The following is an 18,339-nucleotide window of genomic DNA, read 5'->3' on the forward strand; positions in this document are numbered from 1 at the left end:
ATGTTACACAGCATTCCAGCGGAGATTTTCAGGCCGGCAAAAATATGCCTGCCCGGGCCGCCAGCGCGCCGCGCTATCGGGCGGCGACAACCAGTATAATGCTCGGTTCATATTCACTTTTGGCCGGGCCACGCTGGTCGCACATCCAATCATGCAAGATAAATATAGTCCCGCCGACGTCGAACAATCCGCCCAATCCCATTGGAAGGCGATCGACGCCTATAAAGCCGTCGAACACGACCCACGTTTCCCTAAAGGCAAGTATTTCGCTTGCTCGATGCTACCTTACCCTTCGGGCAAGCTGCACATGGGTCACGTACGCAACTATACGATCAATGATGTGATGTACCGCTACCTGCGCATGAATGGCTACAACGTGCTCATGCCGATGGGCTGGGATGCGTTCGGCATGCCGGCGGAAAACGCGGCCATGGCCAACAACGTGCCGCCCGCGCAATGGACGTATTCGAACATCGCCCACATGAAGCAGCAGATGGAATCGATGGGCCTGGCCATCGACTGGTCGCGCGAAATGACCGCCTGCAAGCCTGAATACTACAAGTGGAACCAGTGGATGTTCCTGAAGATGCTGGAAAAAGGCATCATCTACAAGAAGACCGGTACCGTGAACTGGGACCCGATCGACCAGACCGTGCTGGCCAACGAACAAGTGGTCGATGGCAAGGGCTGGCGTTCCGGCGCGCTGATCGAAAAGCGCGAAATCCCCATGTACTACGCGCGCATCACCGATTACGCGGAAGAGCTGCTGGCCTATGTGGACGACAAGCTGCCGGGCTGGCCCGAGCGCGTGCGCACCATGCAGACCAACTGGATCGGCAAGTCGACGGGCGTGCGCTTCGCCTTCCCGCACACGATCGCAGACGCCAGCGGCGCCCTGATCGGCGACGGCAAGCTGTATGTGTTTACCACCCGTCCTGACACCGTCATGGGCGTGACCTTCTGCGCCGTGGCCGCCGAGCATCCGCTGGCCATCCACGCCGCGCAGACGAATCCTGCGCTGGCGGCCTTCAACGCCGAATGCAAGCTCGGTTCCGTGATCGAAGCGGACATGGCAACGATGGAGAAGAAGGGCATGCCGACCGGCCTGTTCGTCACCCATCCGCTGACGGGCGCGCAAGTGGAAGTATGGGTCGGCAACTACGTCCTGATCACCTACGGCGACGGCGCCGTGATGGGCGTGCCGGCGCACGACGAGCGCGATTTCGGCTTCGCCAAGAAGTACGATCTGCCGATCAAGCAAGTGATCGAAGTCAAGGGCCAGGAATTTTCGACGGACGCCTGGCAGGAATCGTACGGCAGCAAGGACGGCGTCTGCATCGCCTCCGGCAAATACGATGGCCTGCATTTCGCTTCCGCCGTCGATGCGGTGGCCGCCGACCTGGCAGAGCTGGGCCTGGGCGAAAAGAAAACCACGTTCCGCCTGCGCGACTGGGGCATTTCGCGCCAGCGCTACTGGGGCACGCCGATCCCGATGATCCATTGCGCCGACTGCGGCGTGGTGCCGGTGCCGGAAAAAGATCTGCCGGTGGTGCTGCCGGAAGACTGCGTGCCGGATGGCACGGGCAACCCGCTGAACAAATACGAAGCCTTCCTCAAGTGCGACTGCCCGCAGTGCGGCAAGCCGGCGCGCCGCGAGACGGACACCATGGATACTTTTGTGGATTCGTCGTGGTATTACATGCGCTATACCTCGCCAGGCTCGAACGACGCCATGGTCGACGCGCGCAACGATTACTGGATGCCGATGGACCAGTACATCGGCGGCATCGAACACGCCGTCATGCATTTGCTGTACGCGCGCTTCTGGACCAAGATCATGCGCGATTTCGGCCTGGTCAAGTTCGACGAGCCTTTTGTGAACCTGCTGACGCAGGGCATGGTGCTCAACGAAACCTACTTCCGCAAGGATGCGGCGGGCAAGACCACCTGGTTCAACCCGGACGACGTGCGCCTGTCGCTCGACGACAAGGGCCGTCCGCAGTCCGCCATCCTGGTGGCCGATGGCCAGCCGGTGGAAATCGGCGGCACGGAAAAAATGTCGAAGTCGAAGAACAACGGCATCGACCCGCAGGCGCAGATCGAGCAGTATGGCGCCGATACGGCACGCCTGTTCACCATGTTCGCTTCGCCGCCGGAGCAGACGCTGGAATGGTCGGGCAGCGGCGTCGAAGGCGCGAACCGCTTCCTGCGCCGCGTATGGAACTTCGGCTACGCCCAGTCGGCCACCATTCAAGCCGCACTGGCCGCGTCGCCTGCGCCAGCCACCGGCGACGCGCAGAAAAACCTGCGCCGCGAATTGCACAAGCTGCTGCAGCAAGCCGATTACGACTTGAAGCGCATCCAGTACAACACCGTGGTGTCGGCTTGCATGAAGATGCTCAATACGCTGGAATCGGCCAAGCTGGATGACAGCGCGCAGTCGAAGGCGCTGATCGCCGAAGGCTTCTCCATCTTCCTGCGCCTGCTCAATCCCGTCGCCCCGCACATCACCCACGTCTTGTGGCAAGAGCTGAGCTACGCGGGCGTGCACGGCGACCTGCTGAACGCCGCATGGCCGCAGGTCGATCCAGCCGCGCTGGAACAGTCCGAGATCGAGATGATGATCCAGGTAAACGGCAAGCTGCGCGGCTCGATCACGGTGGCCAAGGATGCGGACAAGGCCAGCATCGAAGCGGCCGCGCTGGCGTGTGAGAGTGTGCAGAAGTATGTCGAGACCACGCCGAAGAAGATCATCGTCGTGCCAGGCAAGTTAATCAGCATCGTGGTGTAAACATGACGACTTCCTCTCCCGTATCGCTGTTGGGCCGCCGAGCCGTGCTGGCCTTGGGCCTGACCGTCCTGCTGTCGGCCTGCGGCTTTCACTTGCGCGGCTCGAACGGCAGTTTCATGCTGCCGTTTGCGACGATATACATTGGCCTGTCTGAGACGTCGCCGCTGGCGATCGGCTTGAAGCGCTATATCCGCGCCATCGGCAGTACGGAGGTGGTTAACACCAAGGATGGCGCCGACGCCGTGCTTGAGGTTCTCAGCGATCCGGAGATGAATCGTACCAAGACCATTTTGTCCCTGAACAAAAATGGCCGCGTGCAAGAGTACCAACTCGGCTATTCGATCAATTTCCGCGTGCTGGACAAGGCTGGCAACCAGTTGCTGGCGCCGACGACCATCAGCCTGGTGCGCCCGATTACCTTCGACGATTCGCAGGTGCTGGCCAAGGAAACCGAGGAAGCGGCGCTGTACCGCGACATGCGCAACGACATGGTGCAGCAGATTACGCGCCGCCTGGCGGCCATCAAGCCGGTGTTGCCGGCCATGTCGGTGGCGCCGGTGACGCCCGTGACGCCGGCCGTTCCGGCCCCGCAGCAGTAACGGGGACGCCATGCAATTGCGGATAGACGCGCTCGACGGGCATGTGGCCAAGCCGCTGGCGCAGCTGTATGTGATTACCAGCGACGAGCACCTGCTGGCGCTGGAAGCGGCCGACAAGATCCGCCGCGCGGCGCGCGCGCAAGGCTATTCCGAGCGCGACGTGCTGACGGTGGAGCGCAGCTTCAAGTGGGGCGAACTGCTGGCGGCGAACCAGGAACTGTCGCTGTTCGGCGATAAAAAGCTGATTGAGCTGCGCATCCCCACCGGCAAGCCGGGCAAGGATGGCGGCGCGGCGCTGCAAAGCTATGCGAAAAACCTCAGTCCCGACAACCTGACGCTGATCACCCTGCCCAAGCTGGACTGGGCCACGCAGAAGGCGGCCTGGGTCGCCAGCCTGCAGCAGGCGGCCGTGTATATCGAGATTCCGAACGTGGAGCGGGCGCAGTTGCCCGCCTGGATAGCCCAGCGCCTGTCGGCGCAGGGACAGAGCGCCGAGCGCGCCAGCATCGATTTCATCGCCGAGCGGGTGGAAGGCAATTTGCTGGCGGCGCACCAGGAAATCCAGAAACTCGGCTTGCTGCATGAAGCGGGCAAGCTGACATACGAGCAAGTGCAGGATGCGGTGCTGAACGTGGCCCGCTACGATGTCTTCAAATTGTCCGAAGCCATGCTGGCCGGCGATCCGGCGCGCCTGGTGCGCATGCTCGAAGGCTTGAAAGGCGAGGGCGAGGCGCTGCCGCTGGTGCTGTGGGCCGTCTCCGAGGAAATCCGCACACTGTTAAAATTAAAGGCCGGCATGGCGCAAGGACGTCCCTTGGGCGCGCTGCTGAAGGAGTACCGCATCTGGGGGCCGCGCGAGCGCATGATGGAGCCGGCGCTGCGGCGCATGTCGCTGCCCGTGCTGGAAGCGGCGCTGCAGCAGGCGGCGCAAGTGGACAAAATGATCAAGGGCTTGCGCGCCAAGGGCTACGCGGGCGATGCCTGGGACGCCATGCTGCAGCTGGGCCTGAAAATCGCCAGAGGTTAATACACCGACATATGGACAAGATGATGGATATCACCGAATACATGCAGGACGTGGGCACGCGCGCACGCGCCGCGTCGCGCGCCATGGCGCGTGCCGACAGCGCCACGCGCAACCGCGCCCTGACCCTGATCGCCGCAGCCATCGTGCGCGATGCCGACCTGCTGCGCGCGGCCAACCAGCGCGACCTGGACGCGGCTGCCGCCGCCGGCCTGGCGCCGGCCATGCTCGACCGCCTGACCCTGTCCGATGCGGCCATCGCCACGATGGTCGAAGGCCTGACGCAGATCGTCTCGTTGGCCGACCCGATCGGCGAGATCTCGAACATGAAATTCCGCCCGACGGGCATCCAGGTCGGGCAGATGCGCGTGCCGCTGGGCGTCATCGGCATCATCTATGAAGCGCGTCCGAACGTGACGGTGGACGCGGCCGGCCTGTGCATCAAGAGCGGCAACGCGACGATTCTGCGCGGCGGCTCGGAAGCCATCCATTGCAACCGCGCGCTGGCCAGGCTGGTGCAGGAAGGCCTGGCTGGCGCCGGCCTGCCTGCCGATGCCGTGCAAGTGATCGACACCACCGACCGCGCCGCCGTCGGCGCCCTCATCACCATGCCGCAATTCGTCGATGTCATCGTGCCGCGCGGCGGCAAGGGGCTGATCGCGCGCCTGATGAACGAGGCCACCGTGCCGATGATCAAGCACCTCGACGGCATCTGCCACGTGTACATCGACGCCAAGGCCGACATCAAGAAGGCGCTGGACATCGGCTTCAACGCCAAGTGCCACCGCTACGGCACCTGCAACACCATGGAAACCCTGCTGGTGTCGCGCGCCATCGCGCCTGTCGTGCTGCCGCAGCTGGCCGAGCTGTACCTGACCAAGCAGGTGGAGTTGCGCGCCGATGCGGAAAGCCACGCGATCCTGGCCGCCGCTGCCTACCCGCACCTGGTGCCCGCCACCGAGGAAGACTGGTCCACCGAGTACCTGGCGGCGATTTTGTCGGTGAAGGTCGTCGATGGCATCGACGAGGCGATGGACCATATCAACCGGTATTCGTCCAAGCACACGGAGTCCATCATCACGGAAGACTACAGCGATGCGCTGCGCTTCCTGCGCGAAGTCGATTCGGCCTCCGTCATGGTGAACGCCTCGACGCGCTTCGCCGACGGTTTCGAGTATGGCCTGGGCGCCGAAATCGGCATCTCGAACGACAAGCTGCATGCGCGCGGTCCCGTGGGGCTGGAAGGCCTGACCTCGCTCAAATACGTGGTCTTTGGCCACGGTGAAGTGCGCAAGTAACTCTTTCGCGGGCGGCCCGCGAGGCAGCCCGCGCTCTCCTTCCACGCTATCTCTGACACTGGGAACCCCATGCTCTTTCTCTGGATTAAAGCCTTCCACATCTTCTTCGTCATTTCCTGGTTCGCCGGACTGTTTTACCTGCCGCGCATCTTCGTGAACCTGGCGACGGAGACGGAAACGGTGGCCACGGAGCGCCTGCTGCTGATGGCGCGCAAGCTGTACCGATTCATGTCCCTGCTGGCGCTGCCGGCGATGGTGCTGGGACTGGCGCTGATGTGGATGCTGTATGGCGGTGGCGAAGGCCGCATGAAGATGCCGGGCTGGATGCACGCCAAGCTGACCTTCGTGGTGCTGCTGCTCGGCTACCACCACGCCTGCGGCGCCATCCTGCGCAAGTTTGAAAAAGGCCTGAATAAACGCAGCCACACCTGGTTCCGCTATTTCAACGAAGTGCCAGCGCTGATGCTGCTGGCCGTCGTCGTGCTGGTCGTGGTCAAGCCGTTCTAAGGAGACGAGATGAGTGCAAGCCAGAACAAGGTGGTCCAGTATTTTTTTGCGCCCCATTCGCCATGGACCTACCTGGGTCACGCCCGCCTGATGGCCATCGCGGCCAAGACGGGCGCGCAGATCGACGTGCGGCCCTTCGACCTGGGCAAGGTCTTCAGCGTCTCGGGCGGCCTGCCGCTGGCCAAGCGCGCGCCGCAGCGCCAGGCCTACCGCCTGGCCGAACTGGCGCGCTGGTCGGCCTTCCTGCAAGTGCCTTTGAATCTGCAGCCGAAATTTTTCCCCGTCTCGCCGGAAGCGGCGGCCAAGTTGATCATCGCCACGCGCCTGGCGCATGGCGTGGAAGCATCGCTGAACCTGGCGCACGCCATCATGCGCGGACTGTGGGCGGAAGAGCGCAATATCGGCGACGAAGAAACGCTGGTGCAGATCGCGCTTGACGCGGGTTTCGAAGGCCGCCAGTTGCTGAAAACGTCGGAGACGGCCAGCGTGCAGGCGGAATACGACGCCAACACCGAAGCGGCCACCGCCGCTTCCGTCTTCGGCTCGCCGTGGTACATCGTCGATGGCGAAGGCTTTTGGGGCCAGGACAGGCTCGACTTTGTCGAGCGCGCGCTGGAGAAATCGTAAACAAAAAAGCAGGATGTAGGTCGGATTGGCGCCGCGCGCGTCATCCGACCAGCTCAGTCAGCGGCGCATGTCGGCTGGCAGTGAAGTAAGTCAGCAGTAGTTTTAGCAGAGTAGTTTTTTAATGCAGTAAAAAGTAACGACACCCGCAGGCACCGTCGCGAGCGGATCGCCGCTTGTCCGAGAAGCGCAGCCGTACGAAGGTACGGCGAGCATCGCCGGGCGAGCGTCGTGCCGCGCAGCAGGTGCCTGCGGGTGTTCACTACAACGGATAAAAGGTACACCATGGCTTCATATTTTTGCCCATGCCCGCGCGGCATGGAAGCGGCGCTGGCCGAGGAACTGGGCGAGATCGCCCAGGATAGTTCGACCATGAAGGTCCACAACCAGGTGCCGGGCGGCGTCCACTGCTCGGGCGACCTGCTCGATGCCTACCGCATCAACCTGCATTCGCGCATCGCCTCGCGCGTGCTGATGCGCATGGCCCATTCCGGCTACAAGACGGAAAATGATATCTATGACCTGACCCTGGCGCAGCCTTGGGAAGACTGGTTCGGCGTGCATCACACGATCCGCGTCGACGTCACGGCCGTCAAGTCGCCGCTGCGCAGCCTGGAATTCACCACCTTGAAGATCAAGGATGCGATCTGCGACCGCTTCCGCGACCAGTTCAACGAGCGCCCGTCGGTCAACACCAAGACGCCGGACATGCGCATCGTCGGTTTCCTCGACGCGCACACGTTCACAGTTTACCTCGATACCTCGGGCGAAGCCCTGTTCAAGCGCGGCTGGCGCGAAGAGACGGGCGACGCGCCGCTGCGCGAAAACCTGGCCGCCGGCCTGCTGCGCGTGTCCGGCTGGAAGCCGGGCATGGTGCTGTTCGACCCGATGTGCGGTTCCGGCACCATCCTGGCAGAAGCGGCGCAGATGCTGCAGGGCATACCACCAGGCGCTGCGCGCCAGTTCGCGTTTGAAAACTTCCACGACTTCGATCCGGCGCCGTGGAATGCCATGAAAAACGCCATCAAGGCCAATCCGCTGCCGGCCGAGCCGACCATCTTCGGCAGCGATATTTCGGGCGACATGGTGGCCATGACGCGCCACAACCTGCGTTGCGCCGGCGTGCGCTTCGAGGTGCCGCTGAAACAGATCGAGGCGCAGGAAGTCAAGCCGCCAAGCGAGGTGCCAGGCATCATGCTGACCAACCCGCCGTACGGCGAGCGTATCGGCGTGCGCGGCGACAGCACCATCCCGGAAGATGAATTGTCGACCTCCTTCTATTCGGCCATGGGCACCACCCTGAAGCAGCGCTTCGCCGGCTGGACCGTGTTCCTCTTCACGGCCGACCTGGGCCTGCCCAAGCTGCTGCGTCTGAAGGAAGCGCGCAAGACGCCATTCTTCAACGGTGCGCTGGAATGCCGTCTGTTCCGCTTCGATATGGTCGCCGGCTACAACCGTAGAGAAGAAGCCAAACCAAAAAACATCTGATTAAACCTGCTGCGCGTTGCCACTTGCGGCTTGCGATGCTCACCGTACTTTCGTACGGTTGCGCTTCTCGGCCACACCGGCGACCGCTCGCTACGGTTTTCTCAGATGTTTTACGCGCTAAAAAATGCTGTATCACGCGTGCGGACTCATGCCGGTCCGCGCGCCACTTGGACCCGCCATGTTTCCCACCCCACCGGCCGATGTGCCGCCAGACCCGGTTACGCCCGTTCCGCCGCCCACTCCCAGCCACATGGCGCCCCTGAGCCGCGGTGCGCTGGCGATGATGCTGGCCGGCCTGTCGATGCTGGGGCCTTTGTCGATCGACACCTATCTGCCCGCGTTCGGCGCGATCCAGGGTTCGCTGCAGGCCTCGCCGCTGGAAGTGCAGCAGTCGCTGACGTTCTACATGCTGGCCTTTGCCGGCATGGTGCTATGGCATGGCGCGATCTCGGATACCTTCGGCCGGCGCAATGTCATTCTCGTGTCCCTGCTGATGTTTTCCATCGGCTCGCTGGGCTGCGCCTCGGCGCACACGGTGCATTACCTGTGGTTCTTCCGCATCATGCAAGGCGTTTCGGCCGGTGCGGGCGTGGTAATCAGCCGCGCCATCATCCGCGACCTGTACTCGGATGCGGCGGCGGCGCGCCTGCTGTCGCTGGTGACGATGATCTTTTCCATCGCCCCCGCCGTGGCGCCCATCCTGGGCGGCTGGATCGTCATCTGGTTCGACTGGCGCTCGATCTTCCTGTTCCTCGCCTTTTACACGGTGGTGCTGCTGGCGTTCTGCTACTGGCGCCTGCCGGAAACCCTGCCGTTGGAAAAGCGCCAGCCCTTCAATCCCCGCTTCCTGGCATCGAGCTATGGCCAGATCCTGCGCTCGCCCCTGTTCCACATCAAGGCCGGCATCGTCGCTCTCAACTTCGCGGGCCTGTTCCTGTTCATCACGGCCGCGCCGGAAATGCTGCCCAAGCAGCTGGGCCTGGGGCCGTCGCAGTTCGGCTGGCTGTTCATCCCCTGCGTGAGCGGCATCTTCCTCGGCGCCGCGGCGGCCAACCGCATCGCCGGCAAGGTCACGTTCGCGCGCCAGATCGGCATCGGTTTTACTTTCCTGCTGTGCGCCGCCAGCGTCAATGTGGTGTTCCACCTGTTCCTGCCGCCGTCGCTGCCATGGTCGGTGCTGCCCCTGTTCTTCTACACCTTCGGCATGTCGCTGGTGGGGCCGGGCGCAACCTTGCTGGCGCTGGACCTGTTCCCGCATATCCGCGGCACGGTGGCCTCGTGCCAGTCGTTTGCCAGCACCCTGCTGGGCGCGGTGGTCGCGGGCGTGATTTCGCCGCTGCTGTCCGGTTCCGTGCTGTGGCTGGCGTCGGGCCAGCTGGCATTTACCGGCCTGGCGCTGGCGCTGTGGCTGATTTCGCGCCGCTTCCGCCACCGCTTGCTGGGCCCCTTGAAGCGATAAGTTTCCACTGCAGAACGCTGGATTTATTTCAACTTAATTTTCTATATTGCAAGTAATATCCGGCGCTTATGATAAGATGACTTTTTTCCCGGCATCCTCTCAGGCAGTCTATTTTTTGGTTACAGGAGTGGAGGATTCCTCTGAACGTGGCCGCGCTTCGCTGCTGAGCGCTCTTCCTTATCGAACCGGCAATGCCTGATACGATGCATCAATCCGATCAAGATATTCGCAATCGCCTGCTGATTGCCCGCCTGCCGGCCATGCCGCAGATTCTCCTCAAGCTGATCGCCCACCTGCAGGCCGACGATGCCGGCATGCCGGAACTGGCTGCCCTGATCGCCAAGGATGCGGGCATGACCAGCAAGATCCTCGGCGTGGCCAACAGCTCCGCCTACCACCGCCAGGGCAAGGTCGTCAGCCTGGAACAGTCGCTCGTGTCGCTGGGCACGGACATGATCAAGACCCTCGTCATCAGCGAATCCGTGTTCCAGACCTTTAACAGCTTTCCGCATTCCGGCAGCACCGACTTGCGCGCCTTCTGGAAGCATTCGCTGTCGGCCGCCGTCATGGCACGCGCGCTGGCCAAGGCCATGGCGTATCCGCACGCGGAAGAAGCCTACCTGGCCGGCTTGCTGCACAACGTGGGCCGCCTGGCCTTGCTGGCCACGGCGCCGAAGGAATATGCCTTCAACTTCACGGCGCGCGACGATGCGGCCCTGTGCGCGGTGGAGCAGCGCACCTTGCAGATCACGCATGCCGAAGCGGGCGCCTGGCTGATCGAACGCTGGCACCTCGATTCCTTCTTGGCCGACAGCGTGCTGTATCACCATGAACCGCTGGCGCGCCTGGAAGCGAGCCATCCCCTGATCCGCATCGTGCGCCTGGCGCATCTGCTGTGCTGCCATGCCGACGATGTCGAGTCCATCACGCAGGCGGCACGCCTGTGCGCGCTGGACGAGGAAGTGCTGGAAAGCCTGATCGGCAGCGTCGCGCGCCAGGTGGAGCAGGCCGCGCAGCACCTGGGCATCGACCTGGCCGGCGCCGACGATATCGTCGTGCCGCCCGCGTTTGCGCCGCCGCCCGTCGATCCGGTTCAGCAGCGCCTGTCCGACGAAGTGCGCAACATGGTGCTGGTATCGGAAATGGGGCAGACCTTCGCCCGCCAGCAGGGCGAGACGCAGCTGCTGGAAGCCATCACGCGCTCGGCGCGCATCCTGTTCGATTTCGAAACCACCGTCATCCTGCTGCAAAACCCCACCGGCCACGCGCTCGTCGGCGTGGCGGCGGGCGAACAGCAGCAGCGCCTGGCCGGCTTTTCCATTCCGCTGGCCCGGGGCGGGCCGCTGGCCGCGTCGTCGCTGGAATGCCAGCCGGCCTTTTTGAAGCGCGACATGCCCGCGCTGGGCATCGTCGAGGAGCAGCTGTTCCGCATCCTCGGCACGGACAGTCTGGTGTGCCTGCCGCTGGTGGCGGGCCAGCGCAGCCTGGGCGTGCTGATAGGCGGCGTGGCGGCGTGGCAGATTCCCGCCTGCCAGAAGCGCGAAGGCTTCCTGCGCGCCTTCGGCAACCAGGCCGCCAGCGCGCTGGAAACGGCGATCAGCGCGCGTGGCATGGCGCGGCGCCAGCTCGATCACGTGGCCGAGGAATACCGCGAAGCGTCGCGCCGCGTGGTGCATGAAGTGAACAATCCGCTGTCCATCATCAAGAACTACCTGAGCGTGCTCGATCACAAGCTGGAGAAACAGGAACCGGTGGCGGGCGAAATGTCGATCCTGAACGAGGAGATCGACCGGGTCGGCCAGTTGATCAACGGCCTGGCCGATCTGCAGCCGGTGGCGGCGGGCGGCGTCACCGACAGCGCGCGCGTGGTCGACGACGTGCTGCGGCTGTTCCGCGCCACGCAGTTCCTGCCGGCGAAGGTCGAAGTGGTCACGCGCATGCACGATGCGCCCAGCGAGGTGGAAGCCGACGCCGACACGCTCAAGCAGATCCTGCTCAACCTGCTGAAAAATGCCGTCGAAGCCTTGCCCGACGGCGGGCGCATCGAGGTGACGAACCGTGGCCACGTTAACCGCGACCGGCGCCTGTACCTGGAACTGTGCGTCAGCGACAATGGCGCCGGCTTGTCGCCCGAGGTACTGGCCAATCTGTTCTCGCCAGTACGCAGCAGCAAGGAAGGCGCGCATCATGGCCTGGGCCTGTCCATCGTGCATGACCTGGTCACGCGCCTGCATGGCGTGATCGGCTGCCGCAGCAGCAAGTCCGGTACCTCGTTTGAAATCCTGCTGCCCATTCCCCAGCCGCAGAGCGCCGCCGCATCCAGCGCGCTGCCCGCGCCCGGCAAGACCGCCTTATCTTCGTAACGTCCATGAACTCCTCCGCTACTCCGTTTGACCTGGAAAACAGTCCGCGCATCCTGCTGGTCGATGATGAACCGCGCCTGCTCGCCTCCCTGCACGAACTGCTGAAGGGCCTCGGCTACCAGCTGTATACGGCCACCTGCGGCAGCGAGGCGCTGGCGCAGCTGTCGAAACTGCGCTTCGACCTGATCCTGCTGGACCTGCGCCTGCCCGACATGAGCGGCCATGAAATCATGGACCATATCAACCGGCGCGGCATCGAGGGCGACGTGATCGTCATGAGCGGCGATGTCGGCATCGAGGCGGCCATCGGCGCCCTGAAACGCGGCGCCTACGACTACCTGCGCAAGCCGTACAGCCGCGAGGAGCTGCTCAAGACGGTGGAAAACGCGCTGCAGAAGCGCAAGCTGGCGCTGGAGAACGAGCGCATCGCGCTGCAGCTGGAAAATTCGGAAAAGATGTACCGCTACCTGGTCGACAGCTCGCCCGACATCATCTACACCCTGAACCACGAGGGCCGCATCACCTTCATCAACGACCGCGTGCACCAGCTGCTGGGCTTTAGCCGCGAAGAGCTGATCGGCAGCCATTACTCGATCCTCGTGCACGACGAAGACCAGGAGCGCGCGCGCTATGCCTTCAGCGAGCGCCGCATCGACGAGCGCTCCTCGCGCAATGTGGAACTGCGCCTGAAGTGCCATAGCGGCAGCGGCAGCGACCGGACTTTCAGCAATACCCTGATGACGATCCCCCTCAATTCGATCGGCATGCACAGCCTCGATCACGAAGCGAGGAAGCAGGAATATTTCGGCACCTATGGCGTGGCGCGCGACATTACCGACCGCAAGCGCGCCGAAGAGGTGATCTCTTACCAGGCCTACCATGACATTCTGACGGACCTGCCGAACCGCATGCTGTTCAAGGATCGCCTGGGCCTGGCCGTGATCCAGGCGCGCCGCAAGCTGACGGAACTGGCCGTGATGTTCATCGACCTGGACCGCTTCAAGCTGGTCAACGATACGCTTGGCCACGTGAAGGGCGACGAACTGCTGCAGCAGGTGGCCCTGCGCCTGAAGGATTGCCTGCGCCGCGGCGATACCCTGGCGCGCCAGGGCGGCGATGAATTCACCATCGTGCTGCCCGAGCTGCGCGACCGCCAGGATGCGCGCCTGATCGCCGACAAGTTCCTCGAATGCCTGCACCAGCCCTTCGACCTCGATGGCAACCAGGTGCACATTTCCGCGTCCATCGGCATCGCCATCTATCCGGGCGACGGCGAGACCATCGATGAGCTGTTGCGCCATGCCGACATCGCCATGTACCAGGTCAAGGCGCTGGGCAAGAACGGCCACAGTTTTTATCACGAGTCCATGCTCGACGTGTCGCACCAGAAGATCGCGCTCGAACAGAGCCTGCGCAAGGCGCTGGAACTGAACCAGCTGGAGATGTATTACCAGCCGCAGGTGGACGTGACGACGGGCCGTATCGTCGGCGCCGAAGGCCTGATGCGCTGGAATCATCCGCAGCGCGGCTTGCTGACGGCCGGTGAATTCCTGCCCTTCGCCGAGGAAAACGGCTTGATGCTGCCGATCTCGGACTGGATGCTGGGCGCCCTGTGCCGCGACCTGCTGCAGTGGAATGCGGCAGGCGGCGAGGCCGTGCGCCTGTCGCTGAATCTGTCGCCGCAATACCTGGACCGCGGCGACTTTTTCGAGAAGATGCGCGGCGCCCTGACGCGCTATGGCATTGCACCGGAAAAGATCGAAGTGGAGATCACGGAAAACATCTGCATCCGCAATCCGCAATATGCCATCGAGCAGTTGAACAAGCTGTGCCAGCTGGGCGTCTCGGTGGCCATCGACGATTTCGGCACCGGCTATTCCTCGCTGTCGTATTTGCACCGTTTCCCCATCCACACCATCAAGATCGACCAGTCGTTTGTGAAGGAAATCCACGACGAGCACGGACACTATCCCGTGATCCTGGCCATCATCTCGATCGCGCGCGGGCTGGGCTTGCACCTGATCGCCGAGGGCGTGGAAACGGAAGGCCAGGCGCGCTACCTGCAGGACAAGGGCTGCACCACGATGCAGGGGTATCTGTACCACCGGCCCATCTCGCTGGGCAGCTTCATCGCCGTGCTGCAGGAGCAGAACCGCCTGATCGCCGGCAGCGCATCCGGCACGCCGCAGGCGCTGGCCATCGAGGCCTGATCCATGCCTGTTGCCGCTCCCCGCTACACGGCCGCGCATTACACGGCCGACTATCTGCGCCTGAAAGGCCTGGCCGAGAAGGGCAATGCGAATGCCCAGCACAGCCTGGGCTTCATGCATTTCAATGGCCAGGGCGCCGAGCAAAGCTATGCGCTGGCCCTGCACTGGTATGGCCTGGCTGCGGCGCAAGGGCTCGAACATGCGCAATACAACCTGGGCGTGATGTGCCAGAAGGGGCAGGGCGTGGCGCAGGATTTTGGCCAGGCCGCGCACTGGTACCAGCAGGCGGCCGAACAGGGCTACGCGGCGGCGCAGTACAACCTGGGCTGGCTGTATGCCAAGGGCCAGGGCATTGCGCAGGATAGCGGCCAGGCCATGCTGTGGTTCAGCCGCGCGGCGGAGCAGGGCGACGCGGGCGCGCAGAATAACCTGGGCATGATGTATGACAACGGCAAGGGCGTGCCGCAGGATTTCGTGCAAGCCGTCTCCTGGTACCGCAAGGCGGCCGTGCAAGGCTATGCGCGCGCGCAGTTCAACCTGGGCCTGCGCTATGACAATGGCCAGGGCGTGCGCCAGGACCGCCAGCAGGCGACGGCCTGGCTGCGCAAGGCGGCCGAGCAGGGATATGCGCCGGCCCAGTTCAACCTGGCGCTGCGCTATGAAAATGGCGACGTGCTGCCGCAGGATAGCCAGCAGGCGATTGCCTGGTACCGGCGCGCGGCCGAGCAGGGCCACGCCAGCTCGCAATTCAACCTGGGCCTGATCTATGACAATGGCCTGGGCGTGCCGTGCGATAAACAGGCGGCGCTGGAGTGGTACGAGAAGGCGGCGGGACTTGGCCATGCGGCGGCCCAGCACAACCTGGGCCTGCACCACGAGCATGGCGCGCACGATTACACGCAGGCGCAGGCGTTTTACCGCCAGGCTGCGGAACAGGGATTCCCCGCCGCCCAGTACCAGTTGGGCCTCCTGTACGAACATGGCCAGGGCATGCCGGAGGATGCGCAGCAAGCCGCGTACTGGTACCGCAAGGCGGCCGAACAGGGCCACGTGCGGGCGCAGTTCGACCTGGGCCTGCGCCATGAGAATGGCCAGGGCGTGCCGCAGGATCTGGCGCTGGCGCTGGAGTGGTACCGCCGCGCGGCGGAGCAGGATTACGCGCCGGCGCAGTACATGCAGGGCACCCTGCACGACCGCGACGATGGCCCGGCGCCGGACAGCCAGCTGGCCTGCGCCTGCTACTGCCGCGCCGCCGCGCAAGGCCACAGCCTGGCGCAGTTCGCGCTGGGCCTGCGGCATGACAATGGCCAGGATGTGCCGCAGGACTATGCCGCCGCCTGGGACTGGTATGCGCTGGCCGCGCGCCAGGGCCACGCGCGGGCCCAGTTCAACCTGGGCCTGATGGCCGCCAGCGGCCAGGGCGGCCCGCTCGACTTGCAGCAGGCGTATATCTGGCTGTCGATGGCAGTGGCGGCCGGCGTGGCTGGCGCGGAAAAATCCCTGCGCCAGACGGCGGCGCGCATGCGTGAAACCGATTTGATCCAGGTGCGCCAGCGCCTGGAAGCGCTGGCCGATTAGCGCCCGTTAAAAGTCGTAGCGCGCGCTGGCGCCCACCGTGCGCGGCTGGCCTGCCGACGCCGCATAGGCATTCGTCCCCACGCCCGTCAGACCGAGGAAGTAGCGCTTGTCGAACAGGTTGCGCGCCCACAGCGAGAAATCCCAGCGCGCGTCGCCCTGGCCCACGCGCCAGCCCACGCTGGCGTTGGCCAGGCCATAGCCGGGCAGGCGCGAATAGCGCGAGTTGTTGATGTCGCCGAAGCTGTCCGAACGCAGCGCCAGGTTGGCATTGGCGTACTGCTCCACCTGCGCGCCGAGTTTCTGGCGCCACTGCACGCTGGTATTCAAGATCCATTTTGGCGCGCCATTGACGCGGTTGCCGGCGATGCTGCGGCTGCCCTTGCCGTAGCCTTGCAGGGGATTGAGCGGATTGCCCAGGTCATTGAAGGTTTCGAACGGCGTCGGTCCCGTGCCGTTGTCGAAGGTGGCGCTGGTGTAGGCGCCGTTGACGGCCAGTTCCAGCTGGCGCGACAAACGGGCGCGCGCATCGAATTCGAAGCCCTTGCTGGTCAGGTCGCCGATGTTCGTCAGCACGCCGATATAGCTGGCCAGCGGCGCATACGGCACGTTCGTGACGCCCTGGTAGTCCTTGACCTTGGTGATGAAGACATTCGCGTTGACGGTGAGTCGGCTGTCCAGCCAGGCCGTCTTGATGCCCAGGTCCAGGTTGCGCGCCTTTTCCGGCTCGATGATGATGGATTGCACGCCAAAGGCCGAGCCGACGGAGGCGACGCCGTTGACGTTGTAGCCGCCCGATTTTTCGCCCTGCGACAGGGTGGCATAGGTCAGCACATCGCGCTCAAGCCGGTAGCTGGCGTTGAGCAGGCTGGCCACGTTCTTGTCGGTGCGGCTCAATTTGCCGGAGTCCCAGAAAGCGAAGATCGGATAAGCCGTGTACGGGGAAGGATTGCCCAGCGCGTTTTGCACCACGCGCCCCTGCTTGCGTTCGGAGTTCAGGCGCAGGCCCGCGCTCAAGTCCAGCCTGGGCGCGAGATGCCAGGTTTCCTGTCCGAATACGGCGTAGCTGTCCGTCTGCGCTTCGCCATTGCCCGACATCAGATTGTTGTTCGGGTAGCCGCCGCCCGAGACGGCGGACGCCAGTGGCCCCGTGTCGTAGTGGTTGTAGCTGGCCGTCTTCTGGTGATAGAAGTAGGCGCCCAGCACATAGTCGTAGGATTTGCCCGTCGGCGACGCCAGGCGCAGCTCTTGCGAGAACTGGTGCTCGCTGGTGCTGAAGCCGCCGGTCAATGCTTTCAAATCGCTGGAATCGAGGTCGTTCTTCGGTTCGAAACGCCAGTCGCGCCAGGCCGTGATCGACGTCAGCGCATAGGCATCGGCACCGCTGCCGATCTTCCAGTTCGCCTCTGCCGAGACGGCGTTTTGCCGTACCTTGGCTTGCTGCTCCTCGTCGATGCTGACGTTGTAGTCGTAGGGATTGAAGATGACCTTGCTCGCCCCCTTGGCTTGCAGCCACAGGCCGTAGCTGGTGGCGTTGGTGGGCAGGCTGCCGCCGGCCGCGCCCCGGTTCAGGGGGCCGTAGGCGTACGGCACCAGGGTGCCGGTGCTGGAATTCTCTTCATTGTGTTCGGCGATCAGGCGCAGGCTGAAATTTTGGCTCGGCCTGATCAGCGCCTGCGCGCGCACGCCCTTGCGGTTGATTTCATTGAAGCGGCGATTGTCCTGCAGATTTTTCAGCCAGCCATCGTCGTGCGTGTCGTAGGCGGCGATGCGCACGGCTACCGTGTCGCTGACGGGACCCGAATATCCTCCCTTGAACTGGCGGTAGCCGCGCTGGCCCAGCGACACTTCCAGGTGGCCTTCGCGCTCGAAGGCGGGCAGGCGCGTGCTGATATTGAGCACGCCGGCCGTGGTGTTCTTGCCGAACAGCGTGCCTTGCGGGCCGCGCAGCAGGTCGACCTGCTCCAGGTCCAGCAGGTCGAACACGGCCTGGCCGGGACGGCCCAGGAAGACGTTGTCCAGGTAAATGCCGACACTGCCTTCCAGGCCTTCATTGGCCGTGTTGTTGCCGATGCCGCGCACGGCCACGCTGGACTGGCGCGCATGCAGAAATTGCGAGGTGACGTTGGGCAGCGCCTGCTGCAAGTCCTGTACCTGATACAAGCCTTGGGCTTCGAGCTGGGCGCCGCTGACGACGGTAATCGGCGCCGGCACGTCCTGCGCCTTTTCCTGGCGCCGGCGTGCCGTGACGGTGATGCTTTGCACTTCGCCGCCATCGTGCACGGCGGGTTCGCCGGCGGCTGGCAGATCATCGGCACGCGCAGCGCCGAGGGGGCCGAAGACGGCGGCGATCAGCAGTGCGCCGGAAGTCAGTGCGAGGGGATGGTTTTTCTTGGACATC

12 protein-coding genes are annotated in these 18,339 nt (G+C 63.9%); 11 read left to right on the forward strand and 1 reads right to left on the reverse strand.

Features of this window, described 5'->3' with window-relative positions:
- Positions 1-151 precede the first annotated feature (151 nt).
- The 11 genes from leuS to ACZ92H_RS08140 all read left to right on the forward strand — a co-directional run bounded on the left by leuS (position 152) and on the right by ACZ92H_RS08140 (position 15,941).
- Positions 152-2,791 carry a leucine--tRNA ligase gene (gene leuS / locus ACZ92H_RS08090; protein ID WP_465048931.1) on the forward strand — a complete coding sequence of 880 codons (2,640 nt, stop codon included), beginning with the start codon at positions 152-154 and terminating at the stop codon, positions 2,789-2,791.
- A gap of 2 nt (positions 2,792-2,793) precedes the next feature.
- On the forward strand, positions 2,794-3,390 hold the full coding sequence (locus ACZ92H_RS08095) for an LPS-assembly lipoprotein LptE (RefSeq protein WP_465048932.1): 597 nt from the start codon (positions 2,794-2,796) through the stop codon (positions 3,388-3,390).
- A 10-nt stretch (positions 3,391-3,400) separates the two neighbouring features.
- Complete coding sequence (holA, locus tag ACZ92H_RS08100; protein WP_131373348.1) at positions 3,401-4,417, forward strand: DNA polymerase III subunit delta; 1,017 nt, start codon at positions 3,401-3,403, stop codon at positions 4,415-4,417.
- A gap of 23 nt (positions 4,418-4,440) precedes the next feature.
- Positions 4,441-5,712, forward strand: coding sequence for a glutamate-5-semialdehyde dehydrogenase (locus ACZ92H_RS08105; RefSeq protein ID WP_131373349.1), 1,272 nt, complete (start codon positions 4,441-4,443; stop codon positions 5,710-5,712).
- Positions 5,713-5,781: 69 nt separating this feature from the next.
- Complete coding sequence (locus ACZ92H_RS08110) at positions 5,782-6,219, forward strand: CopD family protein (RefSeq protein ID WP_131373350.1); 438 nt, start codon at positions 5,782-5,784, stop codon at positions 6,217-6,219.
- A gap of 9 nt (positions 6,220-6,228) precedes the next feature.
- Positions 6,229-6,846 (forward strand): 2-hydroxychromene-2-carboxylate isomerase, encoded by a 618-nt coding sequence (locus ACZ92H_RS08115; RefSeq protein WP_131373351.1) that lies wholly within the window; start codon positions 6,229-6,231, stop codon positions 6,844-6,846.
- Positions 6,847-7,128: 282 nt separating this feature from the next.
- A complete protein-coding gene (locus ACZ92H_RS08120) occupies positions 7,129-8,331 on the forward strand; it encodes a THUMP domain-containing class I SAM-dependent RNA methyltransferase (RefSeq protein ID WP_465048933.1) in 1,203 nt (400 codons plus the stop codon).
- A gap of 178 nt (positions 8,332-8,509) precedes the next feature.
- The gene (locus ACZ92H_RS08125) at positions 8,510-9,790 is read left to right on the forward strand and encodes a multidrug effflux MFS transporter (protein ID WP_465048934.1); all 1,281 of its coding nucleotides are present in this window, start codon (positions 8,510-8,512) and stop codon (positions 9,788-9,790) included.
- Positions 9,791-9,993: 203 nt separating this feature from the next.
- Entirely contained in the window at positions 9,994-12,153 is a 2,160-nt protein-coding gene (locus ACZ92H_RS08130) for an HDOD domain-containing protein (RefSeq protein WP_465048935.1), read from the forward strand.
- Between the two features lie 5 nt (positions 12,154-12,158).
- A complete protein-coding gene (locus ACZ92H_RS08135; RefSeq protein ID WP_465048936.1) occupies positions 12,159-14,363 on the forward strand; it encodes an EAL domain-containing response regulator in 2,205 nt (734 codons plus the stop codon).
- 3 nt (positions 14,364-14,366) lie between these two features.
- The gene (locus ACZ92H_RS08140; RefSeq protein WP_465048937.1) at positions 14,367-15,941 is read left to right on the forward strand and encodes a tetratricopeptide repeat protein; all 1,575 of its coding nucleotides are present in this window, start codon (positions 14,367-14,369) and stop codon (positions 15,939-15,941) included.
- Positions 15,942-15,947: 6 nt separating this feature from the next.
- On the opposite strand, the gene ACZ92H_RS08145 is transcribed toward ACZ92H_RS08140, so the two are convergent.
- Complete coding sequence (locus tag ACZ92H_RS08145) at positions 15,948-18,338, reverse strand: TonB-dependent receptor (protein ID WP_465048938.1); 2,391 nt, start codon at positions 18,336-18,338, stop codon at positions 15,948-15,950.
- Between the last annotated feature and the right edge of the window lies 1 nt (position 18,339).

Source organism: Janthinobacterium foliorum (assembly GCF_978021625.1).